Annotated in this window: 17 protein-coding genes; 7 read left to right on the top strand and 10 right to left on the bottom strand. The window is 65.2% G+C overall.

What is annotated here, in order from left to right:
* Positions 1-34: 34 nt before the first annotated feature.
* Together EKM57_RS20720 and EKM57_RS20715 are read left to right on the top strand one after the other, a co-directional pair.
* On the top strand, positions 35-1,333 hold the full coding sequence (locus EKM57_RS20720; protein WP_243451172.1) for a sodium:proton antiporter: 1,299 nt from the start codon (positions 35-37) through the stop codon (positions 1,331-1,333).
* 372 nt (positions 1,334-1,705) lie between these two features.
* Entirely contained in the window at positions 1,706-2,635 is a 930-nt protein-coding gene (locus EKM57_RS20715) for a class I SAM-dependent methyltransferase (RefSeq protein ID WP_129794443.1), read from the top strand.
* Here the strand turns inward: EKM57_RS20715 and soxR are convergent, their stop codons facing one another.
* On the bottom strand, positions 2,636-3,112 hold the full coding sequence (gene soxR / locus EKM57_RS20710; RefSeq protein WP_129794442.1) for a redox-sensitive transcriptional activator SoxR: 477 nt from the start codon (positions 3,110-3,112) through the stop codon (positions 2,636-2,638). It lies immediately after the preceding gene.
* Positions 3,113-3,199: 87 nt separating this feature from the next.
* On the opposite strand from soxR, the gene EKM57_RS20705 reads away from it, so the two are divergent.
* On the top strand, positions 3,200-3,748 hold the full coding sequence (locus EKM57_RS20705) for an NADPH-dependent FMN reductase (protein WP_129794441.1): 549 nt from the start codon (positions 3,200-3,202) through the stop codon (positions 3,746-3,748).
* A complete protein-coding gene (locus EKM57_RS20700) occupies positions 3,745-4,956 on the top strand; it encodes an arylamine N-acetyltransferase (protein WP_129794440.1) in 1,212 nt (403 codons plus the stop codon). The genes EKM57_RS20705 and EKM57_RS20700 overlap by 4 nt, the downstream gene beginning before the upstream one ends.
* A 35-nt stretch (positions 4,957-4,991) precedes the next feature.
* Here EKM57_RS20700 and EKM57_RS20695 read toward each other — a convergent pair whose 3' ends face one another.
* The 3 genes from EKM57_RS20695 to EKM57_RS20685 form a co-directional block, all read right to left on the bottom strand.
* On the bottom strand, positions 4,992-5,927 hold the full coding sequence (locus EKM57_RS20695) for a serine hydrolase (RefSeq protein WP_129794439.1): 936 nt from the start codon (positions 5,925-5,927) through the stop codon (positions 4,992-4,994).
* Positions 5,928-6,126: 199 nt separating this feature from the next.
* Complete coding sequence (locus tag EKM57_RS20690; protein WP_129794438.1) at positions 6,127-6,741, bottom strand: YdeI family protein; 615 nt, start codon at positions 6,739-6,741, stop codon at positions 6,127-6,129.
* Between the two features lie 743 nt (positions 6,742-7,484).
* A complete protein-coding gene (locus EKM57_RS20685; RefSeq protein WP_129794437.1) occupies positions 7,485-8,978 on the bottom strand; it encodes an FAD-dependent oxidoreductase in 1,494 nt (497 codons plus the stop codon).
* Positions 8,979-9,055: 77 nt separating this feature from the next.
* Between EKM57_RS20685 and EKM57_RS20680 the strand changes: the two genes are divergently transcribed.
* Together EKM57_RS20680 and EKM57_RS20675 are read left to right on the top strand one after the other, a co-directional pair.
* Positions 9,056-10,354 carry a Rieske 2Fe-2S domain-containing protein gene (locus EKM57_RS20680; RefSeq protein ID WP_129794436.1) on the top strand — a complete coding sequence of 433 codons (1,299 nt, stop codon included), beginning with the start codon at positions 9,056-9,058 and terminating at the stop codon, positions 10,352-10,354.
* Positions 10,355-10,472: 118 nt separating this feature from the next.
* A complete protein-coding gene (locus EKM57_RS20675; protein ID WP_129794435.1) occupies positions 10,473-11,780 on the top strand; it encodes an MFS transporter in 1,308 nt (435 codons plus the stop codon).
* Here EKM57_RS20675 and EKM57_RS20670 read toward each other — a convergent pair.
* The 4 genes from EKM57_RS20670 to EKM57_RS20655 all read right to left on the bottom strand — a co-directional run bounded on the left by EKM57_RS20670 (position 11,777) and on the right by EKM57_RS20655 (position 15,811).
* Positions 11,777-12,610, bottom strand: a complete 834-nt coding sequence (locus EKM57_RS20670; protein ID WP_129794434.1) for a p-hydroxycinnamoyl CoA hydratase/lyase — start codon at positions 12,608-12,610, stop codon at positions 11,777-11,779. The genes EKM57_RS20675 and EKM57_RS20670 overlap by 4 nt on opposite strands.
* A complete protein-coding gene (locus tag EKM57_RS20665) occupies positions 12,588-13,142 on the bottom strand; it encodes a MarR family winged helix-turn-helix transcriptional regulator (protein WP_165357588.1) in 555 nt (184 codons plus the stop codon). The genes EKM57_RS20670 and EKM57_RS20665 overlap by 23 nt, the downstream gene beginning before the upstream one ends.
* Positions 13,143-13,503: 361 nt before the next feature.
* On the bottom strand, positions 13,504-14,688 hold the full coding sequence (locus tag EKM57_RS20660; protein WP_129794432.1) for an alpha-hydroxy acid oxidase: 1,185 nt from the start codon (positions 14,686-14,688) through the stop codon (positions 13,504-13,506).
* Positions 14,689-14,698: 10 nt separating this feature from the next.
* Positions 14,699-15,811 carry a 5-methyltetrahydropteroyltriglutamate--homocysteine S-methyltransferase gene (locus EKM57_RS20655; RefSeq protein ID WP_129794431.1) on the bottom strand — a complete coding sequence of 371 codons (1,113 nt, stop codon included), beginning with the start codon at positions 15,809-15,811 and terminating at the stop codon, positions 14,699-14,701.
* A gap of 161 nt (positions 15,812-15,972) precedes the next feature.
* Between EKM57_RS20655 and EKM57_RS20650 the strand changes: the two genes are divergently transcribed.
* Positions 15,973-17,691, top strand: a complete 1,719-nt coding sequence (locus EKM57_RS20650; protein WP_129794430.1) for a thiamine pyrophosphate-requiring protein — start codon at positions 15,973-15,975, stop codon at positions 17,689-17,691.
* A 124-nt stretch (positions 17,692-17,815) separates the two neighbouring features.
* On the opposite strand, the gene EKM57_RS20645 is transcribed toward EKM57_RS20650, so the two are convergent.
* On the bottom strand, positions 17,816-19,267 hold the full coding sequence (locus EKM57_RS20645; RefSeq protein WP_129794429.1) for an aldehyde dehydrogenase family protein: 1,452 nt from the start codon (positions 19,265-19,267) through the stop codon (positions 17,816-17,818).
* An 87-nt stretch (positions 19,268-19,354) separates the two neighbouring features.
* Entirely contained in the window at positions 19,355-19,978 is a 624-nt protein-coding gene (locus EKM57_RS20640) for a MarR family winged helix-turn-helix transcriptional regulator (RefSeq protein ID WP_129794428.1), read from the bottom strand.
* Positions 19,979-20,116 lie beyond the last annotated feature (138 nt).

The following is a 20,116-nucleotide window of genomic DNA, read 5'->3' as shown; positions in this document are numbered from 1 at the left end:
CTGTTGCACGAGCCACTCAGCGAGAGGCGACAGCGTGCAGACAGAGCCCTTCTTCAGTCTGACCGCCTACCATGTGGCCATGGCGACGGTCGGCGCCGGCATCATCCTGGCCTACTGGATTCCCCGCTTTCTCTCGGGCCGCGAGCCCGCCGCTTCCGGGCTGCTGATCCTCCTGGGCATGCTCGCCTTCGCAGCGGTTCCGGGAATGCCGGAAGGAATCGACCCGCGAGCGGCGCCCGGCTTCTGGGAGATCACCAGCGAACTCGCCGTGATCGTCGCCTTGTTCGGTAGCGGAATTCGCATCGACGACCTTTCCAGCTATGAGCGTTGGCGACCGACGGTCCGGCTCCTCGCCATTCTGATGCCGCTGACGATTGCCGCGGTGGCCCTGCTGGGATGGGGACTGGCGGGCATGACGCTCGCGGGTGCGCTGCTGCTGGGCGCCGTGTTGGCGCCGACCGACCCGGTGCTCGCCGGAGACGTCCAGGTGGGGCCGCCGACCGAAGGCGGCGAGCATCCCGTGCGCTTCTCCCTCACGGCGGAAGCGGGCCTCAACGACGGGCTCGCTTTTCCCTTTGTCTATCTCGCGCTCTTCGTCGCGGCGGAGGGGCTGGCGCCCCAAAGCTGGGGCCTCGAATGGTTGCTGCGCGACTGCCTCTACCGGATCGGGGTGGGCGCCGCGGCAGGTGCTGCGTCGGGATGGCTGCTCGGGAAAATCCTTTTCGCTCTGCCCAGCGGCAATCCACTGGCGGATACCGGGTCCGGCGTCGTCGCCCTTGCCGGCATCCTCTTCTGCTACGGCGCAGCGGAGCTCGTTGAAGGCTATGGCTTCATCGCGGTCTTCGTCGCCGGCTTGACCCTTCGCCGGGCCGAAGCGGATCATCGGTTCCACAATCAGCTCCACCGCTTCAGCGAAGCGGTGGAGCACTCGCTCACGGCCTTGCTCCTGATCCTCATAGGAGGCGCCTTCCCGCTGCTATGGCCGGAACTTGGCTGGCGACATATCGCCCTTTCCCTGGCCCTCATCCTCGTCGTCCGGCCGCTCGGAGGCTGGATCTCGCTCATCGGGACGGATCTCCAAGGCCGCGAGCGCTTCGTGATCGCGGCCTATGGCGTTCGCGGCATCGGTTCGATCTACTATCTCGGCTTCGCGACCGGCCATCTTCGCATGGAGAATGCCAATCAGCTGTGGGGCATCGTGGCTTTCACGATCCTTGCCTCCACCCTGATCCATGGACTCACGGCAGGCTCGGCGGTCGAGCGGGTCACGAGGGCGGCAGAACGCCGTCGGGAACGCCTTGCCGCCGCCGCGCGTAGCACGGGGCCGCCCTGAAATGGTTGCCGCCCCCCCGCTGTTGGGTGACCATGTCCCGGCGTAGACCTGGTCCACGAGCTCGAGAATCCCCGGGATTCGCCGGTGGTCGACTTCGTCGGCCTGCCCGTCATGTCGAACTTCCAGGCCGAGAATGCCGTTGATCGCTAACCATTATGGCGCCCTGGATCCGAGGACGGTACTGAATACCGTCTCGGCAAGGTAGAACTCGCCCGTGATCGTCAAGACGAGAAGGAGCCCGGCAATGGAAGGGATGCGAGGATTCCTGCTCGAAAGGATCAGGAACGGCCGGCGGAGCGCTGCAATGGCGCAAGGTACGGCGATCCGCCTGACCGGCGGAGCACACCGCTCCGCCAGCTCGTGGAAATTCCCATGGTAAGCGAGGAGGCACTCCTGGAGCTGCTGCGCTGGCTCGATCGGCGCGGCTATGATTTCGTGACCACCACCCCGCGCACCCACAGACGATTCGTGGGCGCCAAGCGGGACCGGGCGGAATCTCTGCGGGACGTTTTCGGCTGGAGCCTTCCATTCTCCGCGGACATTATCGACTCCGATCTTCTCGAACTGCTTCAGGCGGCGGATGCGCTCGCAGTTTCGGGGAACGACTTGCGCTGCAGATATCGTGTGTCGCGCGTCTGCGGGCGGCTGTTCCTGCATTCGGCCTATCCTACCGATGAGCCGGATTCGGTGTTTCTGGGTCCGGACACCTATCGCTTCATAAGGTTCGTGCTGGGTCGGTCTCCGGCACCGGCGTCCCGGCTGATCGACATGGGAACGGGGACCGGCGCCGGCGGCATTTGCGCTGCCCCGATGGTACCCAACGCCTCCATCGTCCTCCTCGATTCCAACCCGAAAGCTTTGCGCCTTGCCCGGATCAACGCTGCGGCAGCAGGGGTCGATGTGGAGGCGATCGAGGCCTGTTCGTTCGATGCACTGGAAGGGGAGTTCGAGCTTGTCATCGCCAATCCGCCCTTCATCGCGGACGTGGCTGGCCCGACCTATCGCGCCGGAGGCGCCATGTTGGGCGCGCAAGTGTCGATCGAGTGGGCGCTGGCCGCATCGGCTCGTCTCGCACCGGGCGGCCGCATCTTTCTCTACACGGGCAGTGCGATCGTGAACGGCCGGGACTGCCTGCGGGAGACGCTGGAGCGGGAGTTGCCCGCACTAGGCTGCACGCTTCGCTACCAGGAGATCGACCCGGACATTTTCGGCGAACAGCTCGAAGGCGCAGCCTATCGCGAAGTGGAGCGGATCGCGGCCGTCGGTGCAGTCATCCGACGCAATTCAGCCACTGGTGGCTAGTCATCGCAGGGCCGAGGTCCCCAAGTCTGAGACCGGTAGGTCGAGCAGTCTGGGCCCCGCCCCTTCCTTCCCCAGCCGGTCGCCGGGATTTCGCAGGGGACACTGGCTGGTCGACAGGCAGCCGCATCCGATGCAGCCGTCAAGATCGTCCCTCAATTTCGTCAACCGCTGAATTCGGGCATCGAGGTCGGCACGCCATTGCGCGGACAACCTCGTCCAGTCATCGCCTGTCGGAGCTCTATCCGCCGGCAGCTCGTCGAGCGCCTTCTTGATTCTGGCGAGCGGGATTCCGGCAAGCTGTGCAACTCTGATGACCGCGATGCGCCTGAGTACCTCGCGCGCAAAGCGCCGCTGATTGCCGTTGTTGCGCCAGCCTCTGATGAGCCCCCTCGCCTCGTAGAAATGTACCGTCGATACGCGGATGCCACTTCGCGCAGCCACCTGCCCGACCGTCAGTCCAGACCCGCGCTCGTCCATCTTCGAAACCTCACGATTGGCTATTGACCTCAACTATGGTTGAGGGACTATGTCGCTGCTCCGTCCACTGCAAGGAGGAGCGAATCGATGAACCAACCACTGCGCGTCGCGCTGATCTACGGCAGCGTGCGGCCCGATCGGTTTTGCGACACGGTTGCGGGCTGGGTCGTATCCGAGATGGCGTCGAATTCCGATTTCGAGCTCACGGTGTTCGACCCGCGTCCCGACTGGCCACAGGTCGACGAACGCCGCTTTCGCCGCTGCATCGAGGCGGCGGACGCCATTGTCATCGTCACACCGGAATATAACCGGTCCTATCCCGGCCCCTTGAAGGTGCTGATCGACACGGCGAGCAGCGAATGGAATGGCAAGGCGGTCGCCTTCGTGAGCTATGGCGGCGTATCGGGCGGACTGCGCGCGGTAGAGCATCTGCGCAACGTCTTCACCGAGCTGAGAGCCGTGACGATCCGCGACTGCGTGAGCTTTCACAACCCGTGGGAGGCATTCGCCCAAGGCGTGCCCGTGGAGCGCGCGCGCTACGCGCGTGCGTTGAACACCTTGCTCTCGCAGCTCGCCTGGTGGGCTGGGGCGCTCAAGGCCGCACGCGAGGCCGACGCCTACGGAGTGGCAGCATGACCGGCCGCGACGGACTTTCCGGCGCCCGTGTCCTCATCGTCGGCCAGAATCCTCTGGTGCTCGAAGCCGTCGCGCAAGAAGTCGCGGATGCGGGCGTGGAGGCCCTTCGCGCCACGGCAAGCTCGGCCAACGACTTCATCGAGAGCGCGCCGGATCTCGTCGTGTTCGGGGCCGGCGTGCCGGCGCAAGACCGGCAGGCGCTCGAACGAGCGTTTCGATCGCGCAGGCCGGCGACGCGTTTCCTGCAGGTTTACGCGCCTTACGCAGCCCATCAGATCCTTCGTGCGGTGCGCCAGGCCGATGAAACAAGACCGGTTGACCTCGAGGCCTATTGCGCCCGGATCGGCTATTCGGGCCCGCTCGAACCGACCTTGGACGTTCTCCGGGCGCTGCAGCAGCGTCATGTGGCCACGATCACGTTCGAAGCGCTCGACGCCCTCTTGGACCGCGGTATCGACCTGTCTCCTTCGGCGGTCGATGCGAAGCTGATCCACAAGCGCCGCGGCGGCTACTGCTACGAACAGAACGGCCTCTTTAAGCGCGTGCTCGCCGCTGTCGGGTTCGCGGTCGACGGCCTTCTTGCCAGCGTGCGGTGGATGAACGAACCGGCCTCCGCCCCGCCCCCACGTTCCCACATGGCGCTGCGCGTGACGATGGAGGGTGTCCCATGGCTGGCGGATGTCGGCTTCGGTTCGGCCGTCCCGACCGTGCCGCTGCGAATGGACCTATCCGACCCGCAGTCGACCCCACACGAGACGTACCGCGTGACGCCATTTGGTGCCGGCCTGCTCGTGCAGATCGAGGTGCTCGGCCGTTGGCAGCCGCTCTACGACGTCTCGCTGGAGCCGCAGCTCGACGGCCATTACGAGTTGTACAACTGGTTCACCGCGACCCATCCGAGCTCCCATTTCCGGAACCGGCTCGTAATCGCCCGAAGCACGCCCGAGGCACGGCACAGCCTTCTTGACGGGAGGCTGACGACTCGCTCGGCGAGCGGATCTGTGGAGCGAGAATTTCTCGACGCCAAGGGAATCTGGCGGGCGCTCAACGACCTTTTCGGCTTGCCGGCGGAAAGCGGCTGGTGGTCGGCGGTCGAGCGCGCGGCAGCGCGGACCGTCAGGGAAGCAGGGCGGCGGAACGATAGACCAGGAGGCTGCGGAACGCCTGCTCTCGTTCGAAGCCGGGCCGGTACCGGTTTAGAGGCGTGATCGCCGACCGCCAGGCCGGCTCCGGGTCTGCGTCCTTACCTGGCGGGTGCGCCTTTCTCGGCGGCGGGGATGATGCCCTCCGCCAGCAGGGCATGGAGCGCGGGCACATGACTCTCGGCCCGGGGATGCGGCGAGGGGTCGGAGATCATCACCGCCGTCAATTCGAGGTCGGGTACGATGAACAGCATCTGCCCGCCATAGCCCCACGCGAAGTGGACATCATAGCCCCCGCTGCGCTGGGAGAACCAACCGTAGCCGTACGGATTGCCGCTCCAGGGGGAGGTCGTGCGCGGGCGCCAGCTCTCGGCGACCCACCCTTCCGGAAGGATGCGCCGCCCGTTCATCACACCGTCCTGCCGGTAGAGCTCGCCGAAGCGCAGCAGCGCCCGCGGCGACATCAGCATGTCGTTGCCTCCGAAATAGATGCCCTGCGGGTCCCGCGGCCAGGGTGGCAGCGCGATGCCGAGCGGCTCGGCAAGCCACGCCTGCGCCAGATCGTGCGTGGACCGCCCCGACGCCCGGGTCAGCACGGCCGAGAGCAGGTGCGACGATCCGGTCGAATAAAGCATTGCGCCGCCCGGCTCGTCGACGAATGGCCGCGACAGCGCGTAGCGGACCCAGTTCGGGCTCGCGACCCAGGCGCCGTAATTCGGGCCGGAGGTCCGACCGAGGCCTGCCTGCATCGACAGCAGGTGGCCGATCTCGACCTGCTCGATCCGCGGATCCGCATCGGGCGGTATATCGGCGCGAAGGATCGGCGCGACCTTCTGCTCGGTCCCCTCCAGAACGCCGCGACCGATAGCGATCCCTGCCAGAGCGGATAGAATCGACTTGGATGCGGACTTGATGTTGACCGGCTGATCGAGGCCGGGCCCGCTAAAGCGGTGTTCGGCGAGGACTTTTCCATGCCGCGCAACGATCAGCGCCCGCAGCCGCGGAAGCGCCTCGGCTCGAAGGGCCACTTGCCGCATGAGCGATGGATCGAAGCCCAGAGCTTTTGGCTGCGTCCGCTGCAGACTTGCTTGCTCCGCGCCCGAACCCGCCGCCTCCGGAGCGGAACATCCCGCCAGGGCTGAAGCCGACAATATGAAGAAGGATCGAAAGGCACGCGTCATCATGTCAAGATAGGTATTGGGGCTCGAACTTCCTCGTCGGATAGCTGGAAAACGTCTACCCCCCTCGCTCCGGCCGCCTCTTCTGCGGATGTGGCGTCTCACCGGCCTCGAGCATTGCCACCAGAGCGGCGATCTTCCGCCGGCGCCCCGCCTCGGTTTTCATCCTGTGAACCCCGAATGCCAGCGCGAAACGGTTCTGCGCCGACAGGATTGCAAGCATTGCTCGAGCGCGCGGACTGGCCTCGATTGCAGCCCGAAGGTCTTCGGGCAGAGACATGTTGCGGCCGCTCTCATAGGCACGTTCCCATCGCCCGTCGGCCTTGGCCGCCTCGACTTGCTTGAGGCCATGTTCCGTCATCCGGCCCTCGGCGATGAGCCTGGCGACGTTATCGACATTGATCCGGCTCCAGAGGCTTCGCCGGGTCCGTGGCGTGTAGCGCTGAAGGTAGCTGCACGCGTCAAAGCCCTTTCGCAGGCCGTCGATCCACCCCCAGCAAAGGGCGACGTCGATCGCCTCGGCCGGCGAGATAGATCCGAGCCCCGACGAGACCTTATGGATCTTGATCCAGACCTCGCGCTCGGTGGCGTGATGTTCGCTTAGCCATTGCTCGAAGCTCTCCGCATCCACGAACTCACGTATCTTTGCGTTATCGACCTGAACCGTCGGCATCGCAGTCTCCCGTCAGCGGCTCGGCATCCCCGGGCCGCCGTCCTGCCGGACCCGGTAAATGGCGAGCGCCCAGTCTGCTGGGTCTGGTAGCTGCCGGCCAAGTTGATGAACCAACCGCGCTGATCATAGTCGAAGTCCGTGAGGTCGTCGCTGACGTTGCTGAAGTTGTAGCCAACGCCGATCCGGAAGTTTGGGTCTCGTCGAACAGGTTCACCTGGTTCGAGGCACGCCAGCGCTGCCCCAGCGTCCAGCCATTCCGCGCCGTCGGATTGAACAGGGAATCATGTTCTCCGCAACCGGTGGAATAGGTGTAGGCCCTTTGCGGCAGGATTCGCAGCAAACCCGCGATCATCTGCAGATATGATGCCGGCAGGCCGCGACAAGCTGCCGTTCGGGCGAACGAGCGCCCGTGACTTGATGATTCGAACACAATGCGCCCGTGAGCCCTGACGGCGGCGACCTAGGGGAAATTACGCATAACCATTGTGAAATACTGTAGATTTTACAGTGTTTTACGCCACACCCGTAACAAACTGGCTAGGCGTGCTGACGCTCGCGGCGCCCGTCCGGGTCCAGTCGGCAAACCATCCGATCATGAACAGCTTGGACGGCGCTCGGTCTGCCGTGCCACGCTTCCACTGCTGAAAGGACCCGGCGGTCAGTCCACCTGTCTGCAGATCATTGCGAAGCGCCTGCAGGCCCGCCTGCAGCAACTTTGGTCCCGCTACACGACGCGGTGAAGCTCAGGGCATCACCACGTTGATGCCGCGGCTCGCCAGGGTCTGGCGCACCTCGGAGAGCCGCACCTTCGCACGCTCGAGGTTCAAGCCGCCCTCGGCGAGCAGCGCGCGCACCGCCGCCGGATCGATGCGGCGCGGCGGGAGACCGTCGCGCGCGGCCAAAGCGGCCGCTGCACCCGCCGCCTCCCCCATCGCCATGCATTCCGGCATCAACCGAATGCGCTGGTGGGCTTCGTTGTCGAACGACACCGTCTTGCCCGAGACGATCAGATTCTCGATTCCTGCCGGCAGCAGGCACCGATAGGGCAAGCCAAGCACCACCACGGACAGCGGCAGATCGGCAGGGTCATGCCCCTTGCCGCCTTCGCTGCCGTCCGGCTTGTGCCGAACCCAGCCCTTGAGGTCGGGTCCGCGATAGACTTTGAGCGCGATCTCGTCGTCGAAGCGGGTTTCCGCGAAGATATCGTCCCGTGTGAGCGTGTAATCACCGACAATGCGGCGGCTGTCGCGAACGCCGATCTGCGGCGCCATATCGATAAGGAACGCCTGCTCCATGCCCGGAATTCGCTTCACGAACGGCAGGAAGTCGCGCGCGCGCCGACGCCCCTCGATTTCCGCGCCGGTCAGGTCGGCGGCATCGGTGGGATCCCGGTTCAGCACCTGAACGGCGTAGAGGTAGCCGATGCCGTTGCGCAGATTTGCGGGCGTCGCGCCAAAGACGGATATATGATGCCCGAAGGTCCCGGGCAGCGCACCCTCTTCCTTGCCCTGCAAGACTAGCGACTTCCAGCCGGTCACATGGACGAATTGCGCGCCGTCGAGGACGTTGGGGGGAACTCCCCACAATTTCGAGAAATCGTCCGGGTTGGCGTGGGCGTGGGCCTGCAGCCGCTGCCAGTCGATGCCGCCCATGCGGCACAGCATCATCATCGGCTGCGGCGCCTCGCGCGGGTGCATGGCGGCGCCCGCACGCGACGCCACATCGGCATCGCCGCTTGCATCGACGATGACGTCTGCGAGGATCGCCTGGCGGCCCGACTTGTTCTCGATGATCACGCCCTTCACCGCATCGCCATCCATGATCACATCGACGACTTGGGTGTTGAGAAGCAGGTCGACTCCGGATTCGACCAGCATATCCAGGATCACGAGCTTCAGCATCTCGGGGTCATAAGCGAGATTGAAATATTCCGGCAGGAACTCGGCCGGCGCCGCATCATGGGCGGCAAGGCGTTGCTGCACTTCGCGCAGGATTCCGCTGATATTCTCGCAACTCAGGAATTCCGTGACGAACGACATCGGACCCGTGCCGCCCACCACCGGATGGCGTTCGATAAGGAGGACCTCGGCCCCGTGGCGCGCCGCCCGAATGGCCGCGGGATAGCCGCCCGCTCCGGCGCCCACGACCAGGACCTGGGTGCGCCGGGCGACCGGTATCTCCCTTGCCGGTTCGAGTATCGTCTCCCGCGCCGCCGCGATGGTGGTTCCGTCTTCCATCTTAGTGTCATATTCTTATACCCAGACGTGAGCAAGGGGTCGCAGCGGCGGGCGCGAGAAGGCGGAGAGGAGAGAATATGCTTAGCAAGGAGGACAATGCGCTTCTGACCCGCGTCGGGCCTGGCACGCCGATGGGCGAGATGATGCGAGAATATTGGTTCCCCGTCATGCGCGCGGCGAAGCTCGTAGCGGATGGGGCTCCCGAGCGCGTGCGCCTGCTCGGCGAGAATTTTGTCGCGTTCCGCGCCAGCGACGGCCGGGTCGGCTTCATCGACGAGGCCTGCCCCCATCGCGGCGTCTCGATGGCGCTCGCCCGCAACGAAGAGAATGGCCTCCGGTGCATCTTCCATGGATGGAAGGTCGATGTCGAAGGCAGGGTCGTCGATTGCCCCACCGAGCCGTCCGCCCGCCGGGAGCGTTTTGCCACGCTCGTTCCCACTCGCCGCCGTCATGCCCGCGAGATGGCCGGCATGGTCTGGGCCTATATCGGCCCGCGCGAGACGCCGCCGCCGCTTCCCAACTTCGAATGGACCGAGCTGCCGATCGACCATCTCCAGCCGCTGCGCGGCTTACTCAAGTGCAATTGGCTGCAGGCGCTGGAGGCGACGCTCGACTCCGCTCACGTCGGCTTCCTCCATGCCCGCGACGGCCAACCACGCGGCACGATGGGGCAGCGTTCGGAATCCGCCTTCATGCGGATGAACAAGGCGCCACGATTCGAATTCGAGGTTCGGCAATATGGCTTCCGTGAAGCGGCGATCCGCGACCTCCCGGACGATGAATGCTATACGCGGATCCGCGAAGTGGTGCTGCCCAGTTACTCGCTGATCCCGCGCCTGCCCGGCGATAACGGCGTCACCGTGATCTCCGTTCCTGTCGACGACGAAGCCGTGATTCAGTGGTACGTGCGCTACGACCTCGATGGGCCCATCGACCCGAACGCCTATCTCGCCTTCGGCACCGACTCGGGCGATCCCGACCATTTCAACTCGGACATGGGCGACGTCTCGAACATGTGGCACCAGGACCGCGCGGCGATGAAGGCCGGACACTGGAGCGGGATCGTCGGGCGACAGAATGCCTATGAGGATTTCATCGTCCAGGAGAGCATGGGTCCGATCGTTGACCGCAGCCGAGAGTTTCTGGGTGCGGCCGACGTCGTTATCTCGCTCGCCCGGCGGCTGCTCCTCCAGGCGGTCAAGGCGCATCGCGAGGCCGGCATCGTCCCCTTCCTGGGCGTGCAGCAGGACGTCCGCGGCCTGCGCGCCATCTCTGCGACCTACGCCAGAGGCGAGGACTGGAAAAAGATCGACGCCCTCAATCCGCCGGAAATGGCCTGGGCGCAGGCCGCCGAGTCCCTCCCGCTCCGCCCCTGATATTGTAGACTGAGTAAACAAAATTGCTTGCCGCACGGCGAGGCGGTGGCCTAAGCTCGACCACGATCCCGAAGGCAACGACAGAGTGCCGGGGCCGCCATCGTGCGCACGGAGAGATATGTTCAAGTTCGACGCCGCGTTCCGCGCCGAGTTCCGCGAAAACTGGCTCGTGCTGGCGATCGCCTTCCTGACCTTCATGTTCGGCTTTTCGATGCCGGCCTTCACCCTGCCCTTCATCTTTCCGGAGGTGATCGAGCATCTCGGCTGGACGCGCGAACAGGCGACCCTGCTCGCCTCCTCGAAATATGCGATCGGCGCGGTTTGCGCCCTCCTGGTCGGGCGTTTCGTCGACAAGACCGGCGCCTGGCTCTCTCTGCTCGTGACGGTCTCGCTCGGCGGCGTCGCCTTGCTGAGCTTCCTGTGGATCGAAACCCTCACCACTTATTATCTGATGGGCGTTTTCCTCGGCTTCGCTTCCGGCGGCACGATGGTGGCGATCAAGGTGCTGATCAGCCGGGCCTTCCACCACAGCCAGGCGACCGCCATGGGAATCGCGCTGATGGGCAGCGTCGTGGGCTCCGTGATCCTGCCTTTCGCCATCGGTACGGCGATCGACGCTTTCGGCTGGCGCTGGGGCATCGCCCTGATGTCCACCGGAATATGGGTGGTTGCGGTGCCCTTGCTTTTCTTCGGCCTGGTTTCCCCGGCGATGTCCTTCGGGCACCGACCGTCCAAGGCGGCGCCCGGCTCTGTCGCCGCGGAGACGCCGAAGATCGAGACCCTGCGGCACATAGCGACCGAAGGCCGCTTCTGGCTGATCGGAATCGCAGTCTTCCTCGTCGCGCTGGTCGACCAGGCCTTCACGCAGCACCAGGTGTTGATCTACGACGATGCCGGCATTGACCGCGCGTGGACCGAGATCGGAATCAGCGCGATCGGCCTGTTCGGAATCATCACTCGGCTCCTCGTCGGCAACATTCTCGACGCAACGTCTAATCGCGGCCTCGCCATCCTTTGGTGGGTGCTGTCGATCTCGGTGGTGATGGCATTCATGCTCACCAACCCGATCATCTTCATGGCCTATATCGTTTTTCGCGCGACCGGCCATTCCGCGGTGATGCTCGACACCGTCACCATGACCAAGCACGTGTGGGGCACGAACAAGAACCTCGGCACTCTGCTCGGAACCTACACGGCGATCGTCAGCGCCGGCTTCGCGGTCGGTCCGTGGCTGATGGGACGCATACACGACGCCTCCGGCTCCTACGCTTCGGCCTTCCTTCTCTTTGCCGTCATTCCCATCCTTGCCTCGCTGCTGATCTGGCGCGTCGACCCTGTCTTCTGGAAGCAGCTCAAGGCCGAGCAGAAGGCGCAGGCAAAGGAGGCGGCGGAGCCGCTCGGAACGACGGCGGGAAGGACCGCCTAGCCTTCGCGGCGATAGCCCTCGAGCCCGGGGCGATAGGATTTCTCGTCCAGGAACTGGGTCATTCCGCGCTTGCGGCCGCGCTCCGGATCCTGCGATGCCGCGGACGCGGCCATGGCACCGAGCATGGCTTCCGACGTATCCCAATCGAGGCTCTCGACGAACTTGAAGGCCGACTTGGCGTGGCGCAGCACGGTCGGGTTCTTCGAAAGCAGAGTCCGGGCCAGCGCCTCGGTCGCTGCGCGCAGCTCGGCGAGGGGAACGGAGCGGTTCACCAGCCCCATCTCCGCCGCCTTGCGCCCGCCGAACGTCTCGCCCGTCATGATGTAATAGAGCGAATCGCGGTGGTTCATCACCTGGGCGACCGCGCGCGTGACGTTGCCCGCAGGGATGATGCCCCAGTTGATCTCGGAAAGGCCGAATGTGGCTTCGTCCGCAGCGATGGCGAGATCGCAGGCGACGAGCGGGGTGAAGGCGCCGCCGAAGCACCACCCGTTGACCATCGCGATGGTGGGCTTGGGGTAATGCATCAGCCGCCGCCACATCCAATCGGTGGCGCCGCGTCGAACGCGGGCCTGAACAAGCGCGCTCTCGCCTTCCGTCTCGCGGAAATATTCCTTGAGGTCCATGCCGGCGGAGAAGGCTTCGCCCTCGCCGGTGAGGACGATCACGCCGGCCGCTTCGTCGAGCTCGAGCTCGTCCAGAACCTGCCGCATCTCGCGATTGACGAGCGGGCTGATCGCGTTGCGCTTCGCCGGGCGGTTCAGCGTCACCCAGGCGATGCCGTCGTCCAGCACGACTTTCACCGTCTCATACGCGTAGTCGTGGGTCATCCGATCTCTGCCTTTCTTCAGCTAAATCTACCGACCGAGCCATCAGCGCGAGCAGCAAATCTTTTTGCTCCGGCGTGAAGCCCGCGAGGATCTCCTCCTCCAGCGCCCGCGCCTCGGAATTGATCGCTGCGAGAGTCTCTCGGCCGTCCGCGGTCATGCTGATCAGGGAGATGCGGCGGTTCGCCTCCTTCTCCTGGGCGGTCACCATTCCCTTGGCCTTGAGCTGCGCGATCTGCTGCGTCGCCGCCTGCGGCGTGATCCTCTGTTCCCGCGAAAGCTCCGCGGCCGAGCAGGGCTCCAGCCGCTTCAGAAACGAGAGCATGGTATAGTCGCCGGCGGTGAGATTATGCTTGCGGGTAATCTCATCGAGGCGTGCCCGCGTGGCGCTGTACCAGCGCTTGATAAGATAAAGCAGCCGCGCTGGCCGTTGGCCGCCCTGTCTTTCTCTCGCAACATGCCGTGCCTGTGCCATCAGCCCTATCACAAGTAGCTTTATATAAATTACCTTGTGATCGATCGAGGTCGATGTCAATCGCGTCGGCCGGGAGGGGAAGAGTCGCCCGCCGACCCCGCGCCGATAGTCGGAGCGCTGACCGCCCATCGTCGGGCCGACGACGACAGCCTCAACGTGAGTCCGGTCAGGATGGTCTTGGGGCGAGGCGGGTGTCGATCGACGGCTTGACGAGAACCAATGCGGTACGCGCAGCTTCCCGGAGCGTCGGGATCTACCCGAGCCTGAAGATCGTCATCGGCCAGGTTGGACGTGTCAACGCCTCCGGTTCCAACGGCTCAACCTGCACCCAGTGCTGCAACGAATGTCAGTTGAGCCCGGCGATGAGTTGCGATCGCCCCGATCGCCCGCCCGATGTCATGATGGCCCGGAGCAGAGATCCTCAGGACGGCATCGGGGCAAGCAGGCCGGCATTCAACTCCGAGACGTGGGCAGCGCCGCACAGGCCCATGACTCGAACGAATTCGCTCTTCAGGAGATCGATCGCATGTTCGGCACCGGCCTGGCCACCGATCGCCAAGCCGTAGAGCGGAGCACGCCCGACGAGCACCCCGGTCGCGCCCAGAACGATGGCCTTGGCTATGTCGCTGCCGCGCCGGATCCCGCTGTCGACGAAGACTTCCGCCTGTGCCCCGATCGCGGCGACCACCCCCGGCAGGGCGTCGAGCGTCGCCACCGCGCAGTCCAGACTGCGCCCGCCATGGTTGGAAACGATCACGCCGTCCGCACCCAAGGCGACGGCGCGCCCCGCGTCGTCGGGGCGGAGAATACCCTTGAGAAGGAACGAGCCGGACCACTTGTCGCGAATTCTCGCCACGTCATCCCAAGTAAGCGCATCACCCTTGAAGCGGGCGGGCCTCGCCGCCTGCCTCGTGACCTTGTGGCGAAACTCCGCCGGCAGGTTCGCCTGCGTCGGCATCCCTCCCTCGCGCATGTAGCGGAGCATGACTCCGGCGAACCATTGCGGGTGGGAGAGTATATCGACGACATTGCTGGGCCGCAGACGAAAGGGCGAGGCGAAGCCGCTGCGCCGGTTATACTCGCGATTGGGCGGCACCGGCATGTCGACGGTGACGATCAGCGCTTCGCAGCCCGCGGCGCGCGCACGATCGACCACGGCCATGGAGAGCGAGCGGTCCTCCCAAAGGTAGAGCTGGAACCAGAGCCGGCCTCCGGCCGCGCAGATGGCCTCCACGTCCATCGTGCTCGCGCTCGAAATGGTGAAGGGGACGCCGGCCGCGGCCGCGGCACGGGCAAGGTGAAGGTCGCCCTCGTGCCAGGCGAGGCCCGCCCCACCCGTGGGCGCAATGGCGAGCGGGAACGCGGCCGGAATCCCGAGCAGCCTGGTTGACGGATCCACCTTGGAGACATCGCGTAGCACGCGCGGCAACAGCCCGACCGCACGAAACGCCTGGCGATTGCGCGCGACGCTGAGCTCGTCCTCGGTGCCGCGGTCGAGAAAGTCGAAGAGGCCGCGCGGCAGGCGGCGCCGCGCCGCTTCGTGGAGATCCTCGACATTGTGGCAGCCGAACCTGCCCGTGACGAGCGCCCCTCCGGCCTGCCGCACGCGCGGAGACCTAGTCGCCCCAGACGTCCCTGGCCACCTCGAGCACGAGGCTGAGCTTGGACTTCTCGTCCTCGATGCCCATCGTGTTGCCGCCGATGCCGCTGGAGAAGCCGCACTGGGGTGACAAAGCGAGCTGGTCGAGATCGACGAACTTCGCGGCTTCGTCGATCCGGCGCTTCAGCTCGTCGGCGCTCTCCATCTGGCCGCACTTCGTGGTCACGAGGCCGAGCACGACCTTCTTCCCCTTGGGCAGGAAGCGCAGTGGCTCGAATCCGCCAGCGCGAGCTGAGTCGTACTCGAGAAAATAGCCGTCGATCTCGAGCTCGTTGAACATCACCTCGGCGACCGGCTCATAGCCGCCCTCGGCGATCCAACGGCCCGCGAAATTTCCTCGGCAGACGTGCATACAGACGGCCATGTCGTCGGGCCGTCCGGCGATCGCGTTGTTGATCAGCTTCGCGTAGACGTGCGGCAGCTCGTCGGGATCCTCGCCGATGCTGGTCTGTACCTGGGCGCGAAGCGAGGGATCGCAAAGATAGGCGAAGTTGGTTTCGTCGATCTGCAGGTAGCGGCAGCCGGCATCGGCCAGGTCGCCGATCTCCTCGGCATAGACGGCAGCCAGATCCGCGTAAAATTCGTCCATGGTCGGATAGGCCGTCGTGTCGATCGCTTCGCGTCCGCCTCGAAAATGCATGATCGAGGGCGACGGGATGGTGATCTTCGGCGTCTCGCGGGTCACGGATTTCAGGAACCGGAAATCCTCGACGAAGATCGGCTGGGGACGGCTGAGCTTGCCGGTGACGCGCACCGTATGCGGCTTGCTTTCGACCGAGCCTTCCTCGTTGTGAAACGTGGTCTTGTAGTTGGACTGCCAGGGCTCGACGTTGGCGAAGCGGAGCAGGAAGTCCGTATGCCAGCTCCCGCGATTATATTCGCCGTCGGTGACTGACTTGAGGCCGATCCCTTCCTGCAGCGCCACGACCTCGCGGATCGCCCGCTCCTGCACTTCCTTCAGCTCGTTGTCGCTGATCTCGCCGGCCGCGCGACGCTCGCGCGCCGAAATCAGGTAGTCCGGACGTATCAGGCTGCCGACATGGTCGGCGCGGAACGGCGCAGGCTTCAAAGCATCTCTCCAATCTGGTTCGACGGTGATTTTTGTAGCCGGAAGAAACTATTTTCAAGCGGAAAGCGCGGCCGAGCGCCAGAAATCGCCTTGCTCAGTTGGTGAGTTTCGTTACCCAAGGCAACAAAACCGACCGAAGAGCAATCCGGGAGAGAGAGATCATGAACCCTGCCGCCGCGTCAGCTCCCAAAGAACAAGCACTTCCGGAAATCGAAGCCACGGCCGGGGAGATTTTCCTGCGCCGCCTAGCCGCAAACGGCGTGGACTATCTCTTCGCCAATGGCGGCACCGATTTCGCCCCCATAATCGAGGGCTTTGCTCATGCTCAGGTTGCGGACTTCAAGGTGCCGCGACCAGTGGTCGTGCCGCACGAGACCGCGGCGATGGGCATGGCGCACGGCTACTACCTCGCGACCGGACGGCCCCAGGCGGTGATGGTCCACACCAATGTCGGCCTCGCCAATTGCGTGATGGGGCTGATCAACGCCGCCTCGGACCAGGTGCCGATCATCCTCGCCAGCGGCCTCACTCCGGCCACGGAACATGGCCCGCTCGGCCACCGCAACTCGCCGATCAACTGGGGCCAGAATATGCGAGACCAGGCGGCAATGGTGCGTGAGCCGGTGAAGTGGGACGCGACGCTTTCGCATCCGGCCCAGATGGCTGCCCTCGTGGACCGGGGCGTCGCGATCGCCACCTCCAGTCCCCGCGGCCCCGTCTATCTGGGGCTGCCGCGCGAGACCTTGTGCGGCGTCGCCACCTATCGCGAGACACCGCCGCGCAACGCCCCCGCCCGGGCCGCGCCTCATCCGGATGCGGTCGCTGAAGCGGCGCGGCTACTCGACGCCGCGAAAAGTCCGCTGATCGTCGCATTCCGCCTCGGCGCGCGGGACGGCGGCTTCGACCGGCTCACGGCCTTCGCCGAAAAGCACGCCATTCCGGTGGTCGAGTTCTGGCCGTCCCAGCTCTCCATCGCGGGCACTTCTCCGATGCATGCCGGCTACGATCATAGCGAGGATCTCGCCAAGGCGGACGTGGTGCTGGTGCTCGACTCGATCGTCCCATGGCTGCCGCACCGGCACGGCTTCGCCGACAATGCCACGGTGATCCAGGCCGGACCCGACCCGCACCAGGTAGAGACCCCCATTCGCGGCTTCGCTGTCGATCTCGCACTGACCGGCGAATCCGCCGACATCGTCGCCGCGCTCGACGCGGCCATGCCGGTCAGGGATCGCAGCGGGCGTTTCAGAGCCGTCGCCGAACGCAACGCGCTCATTCGCGCCGCGCTCGAGGCCAAAGCCGCGCAGGCGGGCCCGCCGATGTCGGCGGCGTTCGTGACCCGCGCGCTCGCCGAGCTGGTCGGCGATCATGGCTGCATCGTTACCGAGCTCGGCGCCAAGGCCGAGTTCGTGCCGACGCTGAAAGGCCATCAATTCTTTCAGAATCCGATTTCAGGCGGGCTCGGATGGGGCTTGCCGACGGCTCTCGGCGTGCAGCTCGCCGATCGCGACCGACTGGTGATCGCCACGGTGGGCGACGGCAGCTACATGTTCTCCAACCCGGTCGCCTGCCATCAGGTGGCGGAGGCGCATCGCCTGCCCCTGCTCACGGTGGTTTACAATAACGGCATCTGGGGCGCTGTTCGCGGCTCGACGCTCGGCATCTATCCGCAAGGTCACGCGGCCCGGGCGAATGTCATGCCGATCACCTCGCTCGATCCCCTTCCCGACTTCTGCAAGATCGCCGAGGCCTCGCGCGCGTGGGCCGCGCGGGTGGAGCGCGCGGAGGACCTGGCCGCGACGCTCGCCGAGGCGGCGCGCGTGATCCGGGAGGAAAGAAGGCAAGCGCTTATCGAAGTGAAGGTCGCCCGCCACGCCTAGTCAAACGCCGAGTGCTTCGGCCGCCATCGCTCCCCGTCACTGCCGCGCTGGACATCTCGATCGGTCCCGGTCATCGGGAGGCTCGGCACGTGGCGACGGTGGTGAGCAAGATGCCCGCGCGCCATCAGGAGGAGGGCCGGCTTACTACCTGCAGCTCCTGATAGGCGCGAATGCCGAGGACGCCATGCTCGCGTCCGTAGCCCGACTCCTTCATTCCCCCGAAGGGCACGTCGGATTCGTTGAGGCCGTGCCGGTTGATCCAGACCGTACCCGCCATCAGCTGTCCCGCCACGGCCCTGGCCCGGGCCTCGTCCCGGCTCCAGACCGAGGCGCCAAGGCCGAAGCGCGTATCGTTGGCGCGCGCGATCGCCTCGTCTACCGACGTGAAGGTCAGTACCGGTAGCACCGGACCGAACTGCTCCTCGCGAACCAAGGGCGCATCTTCGCCGAGGCCGGCGATGATGGTCGGCTCGATGAAATAGCCCTCCCCTCCACGGACGCGGCCGCCGGTCAGCACCTCGGCCCCCGGCCGCCCGATGGCATCCTCGAGATAGGCCTTCACCTTCTCGAACTGGACTGCATTCTGGATCGGCCCCATGTCGGTATCGGGCTCGGTGCCGACGCCGACCTTGAGGGCCGAGACCTTGGCGACCAGCTTCTCCAGCAAATCGTCGCGCACGCTTTCCGCGACATAGACGCGCTTGATCGCCATGCAGATCTGGCCGCAGTTGAAGAAGCCGCTGCGCGCGATTCCGGCCGCCGCGAGGTCGAGGTCCGCATCCTCGAGCACGAGCGTCGCGTCATTGCCGCCCAGTTCCAGCGTCACCCGCTTCAGCGTTCCAGCGGCGGCGGCAAGCACCCTCTTCCCGGTGGCGACCGAGCCGGTGAAGCTGATCTTGTCGATATCCTCGTGCGCCGTCATCCAGGCGCCGAGATCGTTGCCCCCGGCGACCAAGTTGAGCACGCCCGGAGGCAACAGGTCCGCGGCCAGCCTTCCGACTGCGAGCGTCGTCAACGGCGTGAAGGGCGATGGCTTCAGCACCAGGGTGTTGCCGGTATAGAGCGCCTGGGCGACCTTGTGCATGGCCAACGCCACGGGGAAGTTCCACGGCGCGATGGCGCCGACCACGCCGAGCGGATGATAACGCAGTTCGACTCGGCCGCGCGCATCGTCGCGGAGCAACTCGTCTGGCAATTCCAGTGAGGCGAGTTGCTTCATGTGGTGGGCGGAGAGGGAAAGCTCCAGCTTCGCCTGCTCGAGCGGTTTGCCATGCTCGCTGGTCAAGAGTGGCGCAAGTTCATCGGCGGCCGCCGCAATGCGGTCCGCCAGCTCGAATATCAGCTCGCGCCGGCGTGCGAAGCCTAAGGCGCCCCAGGCCGGAAAGGCACGGCGCGCGGCGGCGACGGCTTTGTCGAGTTCGAATTGCGATGCGTCCGGACAGAGGGCGAAGGCCCGACCGGTTGCCGGATTCACCACCTCGAAGAAGCGATTGCCGGTGATCAGCTGCCCGTCGATCAGATGGGCATTCGCTCCGTCAGACGGCGCCAGGCGCGCCAGTGCATCGGTCTCGCTCATTTCCATCTCCCGCGAGCTGCTTTCGCGGGATCATGAATATTGTTGTCTGAATCCACAACCCGGATTCGATTCACGGACGTAAAATGCTCAATCCTTGGCCAGATACTGGCCCAGCATGTCGTGGAGCTGCTGCGCAAAGGCGCGATCCAGCATGAAGGACTGGCCCGGTTCGGCGGACAGTGATTCTGCTACCGGAGCCATAAGTGCGGGCGCCTGGCCCAGATCGCCGCCAGCCTCGATCATTCCGCTCGTCCGTTCGAGCTGTTGCTCGAGCGTGTTCAGGAAGGCCACGAAATCTGCCACCTGCCCGCGCCGGAAGGGGGCCTGAAGCAGCTCGTTCAGACTCAGCGCGAGGGCATAGGTCTGCTCGTGCACCCCCTTCCCATGGTCGGTGAGCTGCAGCAGCACCGAGCGGCTATCCTGTGGGTTCGGGCTCTTCTCCATGATGCCGCGCTCGACCAGCGAGGATACCACGCGGCTGGCATAGCTCTTTTCCAGATTGGCGGCGGCGGCGACCCGCTTGAACGAGACCGATCCGAAGCCCGCCGTGATTCCGATGACTCGGCATTCGGGCAGGGAGAGGTCGAGGTGCTTTCGATAATATTGCTCGGATATCCGTTCCGAGATGCGCGCCACGCGGTGGAGGCGGAAGGTCATCAGATTGCGGAAGCTCGGCGGCTTCGTCGCCTGCTCGCCTTTCCTCGTCGCCACGCATGAACCCCTGTCGATCGCACGCCAGCATAAGACGGGGTGGCCCGCTCACACAAGCGCGGCTCCTCGAGAAAGCGTCGTGGGTCAATCCTGGCTTGACGGATATTGTTGTTTGAGACAATGAAATTGTCCTACGGA

Origin of the sequence: Sphingosinicella sp. CPCC 101087 (genome assembly GCF_004151485.1) — a bacterium.
Taxonomy (GTDB): Bacteria; Pseudomonadota; Alphaproteobacteria; order Sphingomonadales; family Sphingomonadaceae; genus Allosphingosinicella.
Note: the sequence above shows the minus strand (reverse complement) of the source record. Positions and strands in the feature narration are given on the sequence as shown.